12 protein-coding genes are annotated in these 13,078 nt (G+C 71.0%); 8 read left to right on the top strand and 4 right to left on the bottom strand.

All coding sequences use genetic code 11. The features are described 5' to 3' along the window. The 5 genes from FDM97_RS24990 (at position 1) to FDM97_RS24970 (ending at position 6,787) form a co-directional block, all read left to right on the top strand. Positions 1-834, top strand: a complete 834-nt coding sequence (locus FDM97_RS24990; protein WP_137992730.1) for an alpha/beta fold hydrolase — start codon at positions 1-3, stop codon at positions 832-834. A gap of 90 nt (positions 835-924) precedes the next feature. Further along, positions 925-2,478, top strand: a complete 1,554-nt coding sequence (locus FDM97_RS24985; protein ID WP_137992729.1) for an MFS transporter — start codon at positions 925-927, stop codon at positions 2,476-2,478. Between the two features lie 163 nt (positions 2,479-2,641). After that, positions 2,642-3,217: a DM13 domain-containing protein gene (locus tag FDM97_RS24980; RefSeq protein ID WP_137992728.1), complete on the top strand. Its 576-nt coding sequence runs from the start codon at positions 2,642-2,644 to the stop codon at positions 3,215-3,217. Positions 3,218-3,357: 140 nt separating this feature from the next. After that, positions 3,358-6,219: a DNRLRE domain-containing protein gene (locus FDM97_RS24975; protein WP_137992727.1), complete on the top strand. Its 2,862-nt coding sequence runs from the start codon at positions 3,358-3,360 to the stop codon at positions 6,217-6,219. A 28-nt stretch (positions 6,220-6,247) separates the two neighbouring features. Next, on the top strand, positions 6,248-6,787 hold the full coding sequence (locus tag FDM97_RS24970) for a hypothetical protein (RefSeq protein ID WP_137992726.1): 540 nt from the start codon (positions 6,248-6,250) through the stop codon (positions 6,785-6,787). Positions 6,788-6,879: 92 nt separating this feature from the next. Here FDM97_RS24970 and FDM97_RS36010 read toward each other — a convergent pair whose 3' ends face one another. The 4 genes from FDM97_RS36010 to FDM97_RS24955 all read right to left on the bottom strand — a co-directional run bounded on the left by FDM97_RS36010 (position 6,880) and on the right by FDM97_RS24955 (position 10,014). Beyond that, positions 6,880-7,056 (bottom strand): hypothetical protein, encoded by a 177-nt coding sequence (locus FDM97_RS36010; protein WP_175439229.1) that lies wholly within the window; start codon positions 7,054-7,056, stop codon positions 6,880-6,882. 29 nt (positions 7,057-7,085) lie between these two features. Further along, positions 7,086-8,120 (bottom strand): 3-oxoacyl-ACP synthase III family protein, encoded by a 1,035-nt coding sequence (locus FDM97_RS24965; protein ID WP_217510264.1) that lies wholly within the window; start codon positions 8,118-8,120, stop codon positions 7,086-7,088. A gap of 56 nt (positions 8,121-8,176) precedes the next feature. Continuing rightward, positions 8,177-8,845, bottom strand: coding sequence for an HAD family hydrolase (locus tag FDM97_RS24960; protein ID WP_137992725.1), 669 nt, complete (start codon positions 8,843-8,845; stop codon positions 8,177-8,179). Between the two features lie 77 nt (positions 8,846-8,922). Further along, a complete protein-coding gene (locus FDM97_RS24955; protein ID WP_175439228.1) occupies positions 8,923-10,014 on the bottom strand; it encodes a ScbA/BarX family gamma-butyrolactone biosynthesis protein in 1,092 nt (363 codons plus the stop codon). A 274-nt stretch (positions 10,015-10,288) separates the two neighbouring features. On the opposite strand from FDM97_RS24955, the gene FDM97_RS24950 reads away from it, so the two are divergent. From FDM97_RS24950 to FDM97_RS24940, 3 genes are read left to right on the top strand one after another with little or no spacing between them, the layout of a single operon-like run. Continuing rightward, positions 10,289-10,909: a hypothetical protein gene (locus tag FDM97_RS24950; protein WP_137992723.1), complete on the top strand. Its 621-nt coding sequence runs from the start codon at positions 10,289-10,291 to the stop codon at positions 10,907-10,909. A gap of 42 nt (positions 10,910-10,951) precedes the next feature. Next, entirely contained in the window at positions 10,952-12,199 is a 1,248-nt protein-coding gene (locus FDM97_RS24945) for an MFS transporter (protein WP_137992722.1), read from the top strand. Between the two features lie 7 nt (positions 12,200-12,206). Continuing rightward, positions 12,207-13,061: a hypothetical protein gene (locus FDM97_RS24940; protein ID WP_137992721.1), complete on the top strand. Its 855-nt coding sequence runs from the start codon at positions 12,207-12,209 to the stop codon at positions 13,059-13,061. Positions 13,062-13,078: the final 17 nt, after the last annotated feature.

Below are 13,078 nucleotides of genomic sequence, written 5' to 3'. Positions count from 1 at the left end.
GTGCCGGAGATCGAACTGACCGCGGGAACCGTCACGTACGAGGACACCGGCGGCGACGGCCCCGTGGTCGTCCTCCTCCACGGACTCGTCCACGACGCCACCGTCTGGCGCGCGATCGTCCCCGCGCTCGCCCCCGACCACCGGGTTCTCACGCCCACCCTCCCGTACGGCTCCCACCGCACCCCGATGAAGCCGGACGTGCCGCTCTCGCCCGACACCGTCGTCGAGCTGATCGCCGAATTCCTCGACCGGCTCGACCTCACCGGCGTCACCCTCGTCGAGAGCGACTGCGGCCGCGCCCAGACCGTCGCCGTCCGCCACCCCGAACGACTCGCCCGGCTCGTCCTGATCTCCTGCGAGGCCTTCGACAACTACCCTCCCGGCGCCCCCGGGAAGATGATCGAGCTGGCCTGCCGCATCCCCGGCGGGGTCGCGCTCATGGCCAGGATCCTCGGGCTGAAGCCGCTGCGCCGCCTGCCCGTCGGCATCGGGGCCCTCACCCGGCGGCCCGTGCCGGACGAGATCGTCGAGGGCTGGCTGCGTCCGCTGCGCACCGACCCCGCGATCCGCCACGACTTCCGCCGCTACAACCTCTCCGTACGCAAGGACGAACTCCTCCAAGCCGCCGAAGGACTACGGACGTTCGACCGCCCCGCGCTCGTCGTCTGGGCCGTCGACGACCTGATGATGCCGCGTGAGCACGGCCGCGGACTCGCCGAACTGCTGCCTCAGGGGCACCTCGTCGAGATCGAGGACAGCCGCACGCTCATCAGTGAGGACCAGCCCGAACGGCTCGCGGCCGAGCTCAGGGCCTTCATCGCGAAGACCGCTTGATCAATTGGTCACCCGCCGGACCCGGGCTTAGTGTCGAAAGGTGGACTGACCGGCCCACGGCTCCCTCACCACGCGAGGGCGCGATGCGCCATGAGTACACCGAAGCCGACGACACCCGCACAGACCGCAGCCCCGAAGCGTCGGGGCGACGGCAAGGGCATCGCCCTGTTCGTCATCGCCTCGTGCCAGTTGATGGTCGTCCTCGACATCACGATCGTGAACATCGCGCTGCCGCACATCCAGCGCTCGCTCGAATTCTCCACGACCAGCCTCTCGTGGGTCGTCAACGCCTACACGCTCACCTTCGGCGGACTGCTGCTCCTCGGCGGACGCGCCGGTGACATCCTGGGGCGGCGGCGGGTCTTCATCTTCGGCGTCCTGCTCTTCGGACTGGCCTCGCTGCTCTGCGGAGTCGCCCAGACCGACTGGCAACTGCTCGCCGCACGGGCCCTGCAGGGCGTCGGCGGAGCGATAGCCTCCCCGACCTCGCTCTCCCTGATCACCACGAACTTCGACGAAGGCCCGGAACGCAACCGGGCCTTCGGTGTCTTCGCGGCCGTCTCGGCGGGCGGCGGCGCCATCGGACTGGTCGCCGGCGGGCTGCTCGTCGAATGGCTCGACTGGCGCTGGATCTTCTTCGTCAACGTGCCCATCGCGCTGCTCATCGCGTTCTTCACCCCCCGCCACATCAAGGAGTCCGCACGGCACCCCGGCCACTTCGACTTCACCGGGGCGCTGACCGCCACCCTCGGCATGGTGGCGCTGGTGTACGGGTTCATCCGCGCCGCCCAGGAAGGCTGGCGCGACCCCTGGACGCTCGCCTCCTTCGGCGCCGCGGTCGTGCTCCTCACCCTGTTCATCCTGGTGGAGCGCCGCTCCCGGCAGCCGATCACCCCGTTGCACATGTTCGCGGACCGCAACCGTGCGGGCACGTACGGCATCATGCTCTGCCTCGCCGCGGCGATCTTCGGGATGTTCTTCTTCCTGACCCTGTTCGTGCAGAACGTCCTGGACTTCAGCCCGTTGCGGACCGGCCTCGCCTTCCTGCCGGTCAGCGCGATCATCGCGGTCGGCGCCGGGATCACCTCCCAGCTGCTGCCCAGGTTCGGGCCGAAACCCTTCATGGTGATCGGCTCGCTCCTGGCGGCGGCCGGTCTGTCCTGGCTGACCCTGACCGATGTGCACTCCACCTATCTGGGCAGCATCCTCGGGCCGATCCTGGTCTTCGGCCTCGGCATGGGCCTGATGTTCGTCTCGCTGACCCTGATGGCGCTGTCCAACGTCGAGCAGCAGGAGGCGGGCGCCGCGTCCGGCCTGCTCAACGCCACCCAGCAGGTGGGTGGTTCGCTCGGCCTGTCGATCCTGGTGACGGTCTTCGGCACGGCGAGCCGTACGGAGGCGGAGAAGCAGGTTCCCGCCTTCCTCTCCCAGGCCGGACCGCTGGAGAAGGCCGAGTTCGCCAAGACCGGCCAGCTGCCACCGCCCTGGAGCGACGAGGTCCTGACGGCCGGCGTCTCGTCCGGCTTCGTCACGGCGGCGGCGTTCTCCGTTCTGGCGTTCGTGATCGCCATCGTCGCCATCCAGGTCCGCCCCTCGGACATCGAACGGCTCAAGGGCGGGATGGGACCCCCCGGAGCCGGCTGACCCTCCGGAGCCGGCTGACCCTCCGGAGCCGGCTGACCTCCTGAGTCGGCTGACCCTCCACCCGGTGACGTAAGACTTTCGTCACCAGGCAAGACTTCCCCACGGCAGGGTGCGTCGCGTTGGATGGCTGAGATACTCCGACGTCGACCGAAGGGGGTGCGCCGTGGGGCGCGTCGCAGGAAAGAAGCTCTGGGCCGGGGTGGCCGTCGCCGCCGTCGTGGTGGCGTTCGGACTCGTCTGGTTCAAGCCGTGGACGCTCTTCGTGGACGAGACCGTCAACGAGGCCCTGCCGACGGCGACCGCCCCGGGCACCGGCTCGCCGACCCCCTCCGCCCCGGACGCGGCCCCGGGCGCCACCGCCTCCACGACCCCGCCTCCCGCCGGGCCCCAGACCCTGGCCGAGGGCCGGTTCATCACGCACGAGCACGCGACCACCGGCTCCGTGAAGGTCGTACGGCTGGCCGACGGCAGCCACACCCTCCGGCTGGAAGGACTCGACACGAGCAACGGCCCCGACCTGAAGGTCTGGCTGAGCGACGCGCCCGTCAAGGAGGGCACGGCCGGCTGGGGCGTCTTCGACGACGGGAAGTACGTCGACCTCGGCAAGCTCAAGGGGAACAAGGGCGACCAGAACTACCCGCTGCCCGCGGGCGTCGACTGGTCCGCGTACACGAGCGTCAGCATCTGGTGCGACCGTTTCAACGTGTCCTTCGGCGCCGCGGAACTCGTGCGCGCCTGAACGAGGGGGGAGCGGAGCGGAGTTCCGCGTTCCGTAGTCACGATGATCACGCCCCGACGGCGAGATCCGGCGTGGACATCACAAGTGGATCATTGGAAGCATGCGCGCGTCTGTTCCCTCTTGCTCAGAAGGAGTACGGCGTGCACAGATCCACCGGCCGGTCCCGCGGACCGGCCCGGCGTGGCGGGGCCCACGGCCTCGCCCTTCCCCTCGCACTGATCCTCCTGGCCGAAACCGGCGCCGCGTTAGGCCTGGCCCCTCTCGCGACCGCCGCGGAACCGGTGGTCACCGCCCGGACAGCCCCCGCCGCCCCCGCGTCCACCGCCTCGCGCGACGAGACGAACGCCCGGCTCACCGCCCAGGCACAGGGCCGGCGGATCGAGGTCGTCAGCGCCCGCACCGAGCGCACCACCCTGTGGGCGAACCCCGACGGCACCATGTCCGTGGAGTCCTTCGCCGGACCGGTGCGCTACCGCGAGAACGGCCGCTGGGTCGCGGTCGACGTCAACCTCGTCAAGGACGCCGACGGCTCCGTACGGGCCAAGGCGCACCCGCGGGGCCTGCGCCTCGCCGGGCGCACCGGATCCACCGGCGGCGACCTCGTCACCCTCGGGAGCGGGGACCAGGAGATAGCCCTCGGCTGGCAGGGCGCGCTGCCCGAGCCCACGCTGCGGGGCCCGAAGGCCACGTACGAGAACGTCCTCCCCGGCACCGACCTCGTCGTCGAGGCCACCCGTACCGGCTTCGAGCAGTACCTCGTGGTCGACGACCGGCAGGCCGCCGAACGCGCGGCGAGCTTCAGCCTTCCCGTACGGACCAAGGGGCTCAAGGCCGAGCAGAAGGCCGACGAGACACTGGTCCTCACCGACACCCGCACCGGCAAGGAGGCCGGGCGCGCCCCGACCCCCTTCATGTGGGACGCCTCCGCGGGCCCCGACGGGGCGGCCGGCGCGCACAAGGCCCGGGTGGACCTCGATGTGGCCCAGCGGGCAGGGGGCTTCGACCTCACCATCAACGCCGACCGGGGCTTCCTCGCGGACAAGAACACGAAGTACCCGGTCACGATCGACCCCGCCGTCTACTTCGGCACCAACTTCGACACCTTCGTCCGCAACGGCGACACGGCCGACTTCTCCGGCGGCGTCGACCTGCGTGTGGGCCGCGAGTGGCAGAAGGGCGAGGCGCGCTCCTTCGTCAACTTCCCGCGCCACTCCTCGGTCACCGGCCAGGACATCCTCAACGCCGAACTCAACCTCTACGCCACCTGGTCGGACTCCTGCGAGGCGCGGCCCTGGGAGATCTGGGACACCGGCACCGCCTCCACCGCCACCACCTGGGGCAGCCAGCCGGCCTGGCGCTCCAAGGTGACCTCGTCGAGCCAGACGTACGGACACACGGACTGCGGCGTCCGCTGGATCTCCGAGAACATCACCCCGCTGGTGAAGCAGTGGTCCCAGACCAACCGCACGGTCGACACGATCGGCCTGCGCGCCACCGACGAGGCCGACTACAAGGCGTTCAAGATCTTCGCCTCCGCCGACACACCGCAGGCGCCGTCGATCCTCGTCACGTACGAGACCCCGGCCGACCCGGTGAAGGACCACGTCGTCTACTGGAACGACGTCCTGCAGGAGACCTTCCGGCAGGTCGGCGGAGCCCCCGGCCCGCTCGCCCGCGCCGGGGCGATGATGCACGGCGCCATCTACGACGCCGCCAACTCGGCGCGCTGCGCGGAGGGGCCCGCCAAGTGCCTCGGTGACGCCTACCTGGTGAAGGCCACCGCCACCAACGGCGCCCTGCCGGACGTGAACAGCGCGATCGACCACGCCGCCTTCGACGTCCTGCGCTCCGTCTTCCCGGACCACGACTTCGACGCCGAGATCGCCGACGCCCGCGCCACGATCCCCGCCGCGGTCACCGCCGGGCAGCGCGCGGCGGGCACGGAGATCGGGCAGAAGGCCGCCGTCGCGATGATCGCCGCCCGGCAGAACGACGGCTCGGCGCCCATCGCGCCGTACACCGGCAGTACCCAGCCGGGCTACTGGCGTCCGACGGGCACGGGCGACGGAGCCACCCCGCAGTGGGGCACCGTCAAGCCGTTCGGCATGGCGTCCAGCACGCAGTTCCGCACGTCCGGCCCCGCCGGGCACACGCAGATGAGCACGCTGCTGCCGAGCCAGACCTACGCCGACCAGGTCAACGAGGTGAAGAGCCTGGGCAGGGCGGAGTCCACCACACGGACCGCCGACCAGACGAAGGCGGCCCTGTTCTGGGCCAACGACCTCGACGGCACCTACAAGCCGCCGGGCCAGCTCTTCGACCACACGCAGATCCTGTCGCGCCAGCACGGCATCACCGTGGCCGGCAACGCCAAGCTGTTCGCGCTGACCGCCTTCGCCATGGCGGACGCGGCCATCGTCGCCTGGGACATGAAGTACCAGACCGCCGTCGACCTGTGGCGGCCGGAGAGCGCCATCCGCCTCGACGGCGACGGCAACGCGAACACCACCGCCGACGGCAACTGGCAGCCGCTCTCCCAGGACCGCAACGGCGCGCACTTCAGCCCCGCGTTCCCGGCGTACGTCTCGGGCCACGCGACCTTCGCGGGCGCCTGGGCCAAGGCCACGCAGGACTGGTTCGGCACCGACCAGATCAGCTGGACGGCGACCACGGAGGACCCCAACGCCCTCGGCGTCACCCGGAGTTTCTCCACGATCTCGGCCGCGGCGAACGAGAACGCCGTCGGACGGGTCTGGCTCGGCGTGCACTACCGGTTCGACGGCACCGACGGTGTGAGCGCCGGCACCAACGCCGCCGCCCACGTCTCGGCGAACCGGCTGGGGCCGAACACGGCCGCCACCTGGACGACGTACGAGGTCCTGCACAACCTCGCCGGCTGCCAGGAGGTCGGCAAGCGGCTGGTCGCGGAGCACCGCTGGAACGCGTACCAGTGCACGCAGGTCAACGCCCCCGAACCCGACCACACGCTCTCTGTGAAGTAGGCGGCCGATGAGGAGAAGAGACACAGTCATGCGTGTGCGGAAGACGTCTCGAAAGGGTACGGGGCGCGCGGCGATCGCCCTCGTCGCGGCCTGCGCGATCGGCGCTGTCACGACCCCGCTGGCCATCGCCGTCGCCTCCCAGGAAACGGCCGCGGAGGCGGCCGCCGACGGCGGACCGGACGACCTGCTCCTGCCGACGCCCGAGGCACCGCGCATCTCCGACAGCGCGTACGCGGGCTTCCAGAGGTGCGGGGCGGCCTCGGGTGACCCCGTCGTCACCAGTGGCTCCCCGACGCTGGCCGCCACGCTGGAATCGGTCGCCCCGCCCGGGACCGTGGAGCCTGCCCAGCCCGGCCCGCGCCGCAAGGTGGTGTTCGAGGTCGACACGGCCGCGGGCGAGCAGGTCGTGCACAAGCAGCTCACCAGCGACACCAGCCACGACGCAGCCTTCCAGCTGCCCGAGGGCACCCTGGGCGACGGCGCCTACCGCTGGCGCACGCGGGTGAAGGACGGCGGCACGGTCTCCCAGTGGACCGCCTGGTGCTCCTTCACGGTCGAGCGCCGCTGAGCAGGCGCTGAACCGCCGCTGACCAGCGGCGGAAGCCACCTGTGCCCCGGAGCGCCGAGCGCGCTCCGGGGCACAGCCGTTCGCCCTGGCGGTCACGCCGCGGGGTCGGGTGACCCCTGCATGTCGTCCTGGGGCAGCTGGATGCCCCAGCGCGCGTGGTCCCGCAGCAGCGCGGCCCGGGCGACCGAGGCGAAGGCGCTCTCGCCCGCGCGTACGGCCCAGGCCGCGACGGGCTCGGGCGCGAAGGCCGGATGGGTGTCGTCTTCCACTGTTCCTCCTCCGTCTGGCGTGGGTCGGGTCAGCCGGCGAGCGGCAGTGCGGTCCGGGCCGGCCGCGCGTACGGCGTCGCTCCCCAGCGCAGCAGGGCCGAGCCCACGTTCATGCCGCCGCCGAACCCGGTCAGGAGCACGACGTCGTTCTCCGCGAGCAGTCCCTGACGGTGGACCAGGTCGAGCGTGATCGGGACCGATCCGGATCCGGTGTTCCCGTACCGCTTGAGCGCGAGGTGCAGCGCCGCGTTGTCGAGCCCGAGCTCGGGCCAGACCTCGCTCAGCATGACGCCGTTGGCCTGGTGGGGGATGAAGTGCTGGACCTCGTCGGCGGGGACCCCGGCCGTGTCGAGGAGCTGGTGCAGCGCGGCCGGCAGGTTCTCGTGGACGAATCCGCGGACCCCGCGCCCGTCCATGCGGAAGTAGTGCTGCCCCGCCCGGACGCTCTCGGCGGACGGCGGGATGCGGCTGCCCCCGGCGGGAACGCTGATCAGGCGGTGCTGGTCGCCCCGGGTGATCAGACCCGTCTCCAGCACGCCCTTCCCCTCCTCCGCGGGGCCGAGCACGACCGCTCCGGCTCCGTCGCCGAAGAGGATGCACGTCTTGCGGTCGGAGTAGTCGAGGATCCGGGAGTAGATGTCCACGCCGACGACCAGGCCGTAGCGGTTCCCGGGCTGTCCGGCGAGGAGGCGCTCCGCGACGGTGAGGGCGTAGACGAAGCCGCTGCAGACCGCGTTCACGTCGAAGGCCGCGGCGTTCGTCGCGCCGATCAGGTTCTGGACGATGCTGGCGGTGGCCGGCTGCGGATGGTCCGGGGTGGAGGTGGCGAGCACGATGTACGAGAGGTCCTCGGGCCGCAGGCCCGCCTGCGCGAGGGCGCCGCGCGCCGCGTGCGCCGCGAGGTCGGACGTCGCCTCGTGGTCGGCCGCTCTGCGGCGCTCGTGTATGCCGGTCTTGCGGATGATCCAGTCAGCGGTGACGCCGGCGTCACCGGCGAGCTCCTCGTTGGTGACCACGGTGGTCGGTACGTAGGAGCCGGTGCTGACGATGCCGATGGGGCTCACGATTACTCCTCGATACGTGCCGCCCGCCCGAGGGGCGGGCGGCAGCGGTGACGGACTTACTGGACGCCGACGAGCGCGAGACGGCGCCAGCCGTGGCGGGCGGCGTGGTCGACCAGGACCGAGTCCTCGCCGACGGCGACCGGGTGGCCGACGGCGCGCAGCATCTCCAGATCGCTGACGTGGTCGCCGTACGCCGAGGACGCCGCCAGGTCGATGCCCGCGAGGGCACCCGAGGCCTGGACGACACGCCCCTTGGCCGCCCCGATCATGGGCGTGAGGACGTCGCCCGTGAACTGCCCCCGGCGGATCAGCGGACGGGTGCCGAAGGCGCGGTCGGCGCCCAGCCAGTCGCGGACGGGGTCGAGACAGGCGAAGAAGGAGCCCGAGACGAGCAGGGTGAGGTCGCCCGCCTCCTTGTGGCGGTGCAGTTCGGCCACCACGTCGGGGTGGAAGAGGCCGTCCTCGAGTTCGCGCTCGAACCACCCGCGCCCCGCCGCCCTGACGTGCCGGACCTCCTCGCCCTCGTAGAAGCGGTAGTAGGCGCGGTTGATCGACGCGCGCGGTATGCCGAGCGCGGCGGCGGACCGGAGTTCGCCGTGCAGTCGCGCGTACGTGCTGTCGGGCTCGCCCCGCAGCTTCAGATAGAACTCCAGGAACCGGAACATGCTCTTGACCCTGATGAGGGTCTCGTCCACGTCGAAGAAGGCGGCGGTGCGCTGCGTCATGGGGGGCTCTCTCTCCTGTCGGATTCAGGCCGTGCTCGGGGTCGGGCCGGGGTCGGGGCGACCGGGCCCGGAGGTGCTCAGCGGCCCTGGAGCCGGCCGAGGGAGAGGCTGAACTTGCTGATCGGCTCGCCGCCCTGCAGCGCCGTGAGGTTGACGACGATCTGCTCGGCGAGTTCGCGCGAGGTCAGGGCGTCCGCCTGCAGCGCGCCGCCCTGCGTGTAGTAGACCTCGGGGTCCTCGCCCCGCCGGCTCTCGACGAAGGCGCTCAGCGTCGTCTTCTCGTCCAGCTCGCCGAACTTGGTGAAGACGACGCTGAGGTCGGTGAGCAGGGTCCGCGCCGCCGATATGCCGCACATGTCGAGCGCGGTGAAGAGCGCCAGCTGGCGGGCGGCCTCGGCCAGGACCATGCCGGGGATGTGGTCCTGCGGGTGGTCGAACATGCTGGGGTGGCCGCCGGGGACGTGCAGGGCGGCCGTGGCCATGGCCTCGGAGCTGTCGGCGTCGAGCAGCACGACGTTCTCCGGGGAGGTGCGGCCGACGAGCGCCGGGTCGACGAGCGTTCCGGTGACCTGGCCGATGGGGGAGGCCGAGGAGGGCAGGGAGCGGCCGTTCCGGTTGCTGGTACGCAGCCGGGTGTAGCTCTCGGGGCTCTTGAAGCGCAGGCCGACGGAGGCCTGACCGATCATCACGCCGGCCACGGACATCCGGACCTCGTAGTCGAGGCCGACCGTGCGGCCCTCACGGAGCTTGATGTTGCCCGTCCGGATGTCCATGTGCAGGGCGAACGGGGAGTCGCCGACCGTGGTCAGCTCAGGGTGGGCGAGGTGGATCCGCAGGTGGGTCAGGATGAACTTGTGGCTGCGCGGGACGCCGAAGAAGGCGTGGGCGCCGGCGAGCGCCGCCTGACGGGCCGTCTCCAGCAGGAGGATCGGGTCGTAGCTGTGCGGGCGCAGCATGTGGTCGCCGTAGTACGCGTGCGAGCGCGGGAGCTGCGCGGCGGCCAGGTAGCTGCCGGAGCTCGCGCCCTCCCGGAGGTCGGTGACGAAGACCTCGCCAAGGCTGTCGCGGTGGACCAGCTGACGGTCGATGGTGCGCTCGAAGGAGAGCTCCTTCGGCTGCTGGCTCACGGCGTTGTCGGTACGTGTCTGGTCGATCGAAACAGTCGTCATGGACGGCCACTCCCGTTGAGTTCTGCGCTCGATGAGGGTTGCGACGGCGTGCGGGCCGGCGGCGTGCTCCTTGGGGCAGCGAGGCACGTCAGCCCTGTATAGGTCAGATCTCTTATATCTGTCAAAGGTCATATGGTCCAGGCGAGTTGGGTTTCCATCGTGTGTCGTTCGATTTGGAGATCCCTGCTTGTTGACAGGTCTCTCATGTTGCTATGGTCTCTGCCAAGCATCAGATCTCTTATAGTTCTGCCATGTCGAACCGAAGGAGCAGGCCATGCCCGCCAACACGCTTGTGGTGACCGAAGTCCTCGTCGAGGAGACCTCCGTGGAGACGGCCGTCGAGGCATGGCGCAAGCACAACGCCGCCCACCCGGCCGAGGGCCGCTCGCTCTACCGCGGCCTGGAGGACAACTCGCTCCTCGAACTGCACCCCGTCGACGGACTCGACGCCGTCCCCGCCCTGCGGGACCAGTGGCAGTCGCTGTGGACGGAGCTGACCCCGCTGCTCGCCGGCGACTTCAGCCGCCAGGTCCTGGAGTTCGTCGAGGCGCCGAAGTCCACCGACGACCTGGTCCCCGACACCGCCTACCTGCAGATGCGGCACGTCGAGGTCAAGCCGCCGGTCTTCGAGGCGTACCGCGAGTGGCGCGACCAGACGATCTTCGAGGTCGTCCGCGGCGCCGACGAGGTCGAGGTGTTCCTCGCCTACCACTCGGTCCTGAGCACGGAGCCGGGCGTCATGTTCGTCTCGGGCTTCAACGTCGAACCCGCCGCCTACACGGCCGTGTTCACCGACGAGCGCTACCAGGAGATCGTCCGCCAGGCCGGCGACCGCTACATCACCGGCGGCGAGCGCGGCCTGTACACGAAGATCTACGTCCGCGTCGACGCCTGAACCAGAGCCGTACCCCCCCGACAACTCCGAAGGAGACAAGGCATGCCGGCGCTGAACCGGTCCGCACCTCCCGCGTCGGTACGGGCGCCGGTCATCGGGGCCGTGTCCACCTGCCTGGTCGTGGCGACGGTCTACATGACGCCGCCGATCTTCCTGGAGATCGCGCAGACCCTGCGCGTCGACCCGGTGGACGCCCGCCTCGCGTTCTTCTACGTGAGCCTGACGTACTCGCTCTCGTTCTTCGTCTTCGGCCCCCTGTCCGACCGGTTCCAGGCGAAGACGCTGGCGACGTGGGGCACGGTCGCACTCGTCGTCCTGCTGGCGGCGGCCTCCCGCGCACAGAGCTTCGGCCTGTTCATCGCGGAGCTCGCCGCCGCCGGCGTGGCGGCCGCCGCCATCCCGGCGGCGACCCTCGCACTCATGCCGCGCATCGCCCCGCCCGGCAGGGCCGGCACGTACTTCGGCGTGGTGATCGCCGCATCGGTCGCGGGGATCACCGTGGGACGCTCCGCCACCGGCATCGTCGCCGGCTGGCTCGGCTGGCGCTCGGCCGTCCTGCTCCTCGCCCTGCTCAACGCCGTCTGTCTGCTCGCCCTCGCGGCGCTTCCCCGCACCGAGACGGCCGACCGGACCACCTCGGCGCTCGACGCCTACCGGCAGGCGCTGCGCATGTTCACCCGAGGGCGCGTCGTACGCCTCCTCGGGATCGGCGCCCTGCTGTTCTTCGGCTACCTCGGCGCCGTCACCTTCCTCACCTTCCGGCTGGCCGACCCGCCCTTCGGGCTCGGCGCCTCCGCGATCGGACTGGTCAGCGCCATCGGCCTGGGAGCACTGTTCGGCGCCCCGCTGTCCGGCGCGATGATCCCGCGGCTCGGCGCCCGGCGCGTCGTCCTGGCGGCCCTGCCCACGGCCCTCGCCGGAATCCTCGTGCTCGCCGTCGCACCGAGCACACCGCTCGTCGCGGTGGGGCTGCTCCTGGTCTTCCTCGGCGTGTTCTCCTGCCAGCCTGCGGTGCTCGTCCTGCTCTCGGAGGCCGTGCCCGCGCACAACCGGGGCAGCGCCTCGTCCAGCTACATGCTCACCTGCCTGTGCTCCGGAAGCCTCTCCACGATGGCGCTCGGACCGGTCTGGAGGAGCCACGCCTGGCCCGGGGTGATCACCGTGGCCTGCGCGGCGATCCTCGCCGCGATCCTGCTCGCACTCCACGCCACGCGCCCGCGGCGCCCCCAGGAGGGCGACGCCGACCGGGCGGCCGCGGGCACCGACTCCGTACCGACCAGCAAGAAGTGAGGTCCCGATGGGCCACGTCCGCGACTACGAGCTCAGCCTCACCACCCAGGGGCCGACCTACCCGCCGAGCGAGGTGATGGACGAGCACGGCGACTTCATCGTCATCGGCCGGGTCAACAGAGCCGGCCCCGACGGGCGCACCACCTCGGAGTGGGGGGCCGCCGTCGTCGCGGCGGACAGCTCCCTGCCGCCGTTCGGGGAGAACCACCCGTACACCATTGTCAAGGAACTCCCCCTCGATCCAGCGGAGTTGACCGAGACCGATCGCAACCGCGTGCTGCACACCCTGCCGCTGCCGCTGCCCTGCGCCAACTACCCCATGGTCTTCGCGCCCGAGCAGTGCCCCGAGGCCGACAGCGTGCGGCGGCCCAGCTACCCCTTCCACCAGGTCCCCGTACCCGATCTCAGGCCGGAGGACGGGCCCAAGCTCACCTCGCCGGTCACCCTCGGCCAGTGGGTGCGGGCGAAGGGCCGGCTGGAGGTGAGCCTCACCGAGGACGAGCGCGGAGCCCGCTTCTTCTTCGAGTTCGCCGGACTCGTCCCCGACAGCGTCTACACGATCATGTCGCTGCGCGAGCACGACCTGGACCCCGCCGGGCCCACCCGGCCCGGGCCGCTCGGCGTGCCGAACGTCTTCGTCACCGACGAGGACGGCAACGCCACCTACCGCGCCGTGCTCCCCAACCCCTTCCCCGCGCCCGGCACACCGGGCGCCAACCGGATCGTCAACATCGTCGTGCTCTTCATGAGCTACCAGCAGAACTACGGCGGCGCGATCGGCTGGTTCGGGCTCGGCGGGGACATCCACGCCCACCTGAAGCTGCGGCAGCCCAGCTTCCAGGAATTCATCACCCTCCCCTGACCCCTCCGACCCCCTGA

It is taken from the genome of Streptomyces vilmorinianum, from assembly GCF_005517195.1.
Lineage (GTDB): Bacteria > Actinomycetota > Actinomycetes > Streptomycetales > Streptomycetaceae > Streptomyces > Streptomyces vilmorinianum.
This window is presented reverse-complemented; position numbering and strand designations above follow the sequence as displayed.

What these genes read in the sequence shown, in the direction of transcription:
- FDM97_RS24960 (WP_137992725.1), bottom strand. Translation starts at nt 8,845, where the DNA reads ATGACGCAGCGCACCGCCGCCTTCTTCGACGTGGACGAGACCCTCATC.
- FDM97_RS24945 (WP_137992722.1), top strand. Translation starts at nt 10,952, where the DNA reads ATGCCGGCGCTGAACCGGTCCGCACCTCCCGCGTCGGTACGGGCGCCG.
- FDM97_RS24940 (WP_137992721.1), top strand. Translation starts at nt 12,207, where the DNA reads ATGGGCCACGTCCGCGACTACGAGCTCAGCCTCACCACCCAGGGGCCG.
- FDM97_RS24955 (WP_175439228.1), bottom strand. Translation starts at nt 10,014, where the DNA reads ATGACGACTGTTTCGATCGACCAGACACGTACCGACAACGCCGTGAGC.
- FDM97_RS24970 (WP_137992726.1), top strand. Translation starts at nt 6,248, where the DNA reads ATGCGTGTGCGGAAGACGTCTCGAAAGGGTACGGGGCGCGCGGCGATC.
- FDM97_RS24950 (WP_137992723.1), top strand. Translation starts at nt 10,289, where the DNA reads ATGCCCGCCAACACGCTTGTGGTGACCGAAGTCCTCGTCGAGGAGACC.
- FDM97_RS24985 (WP_137992729.1), top strand. Translation starts at nt 925, where the DNA reads ATGAGTACACCGAAGCCGACGACACCCGCACAGACCGCAGCCCCGAAG.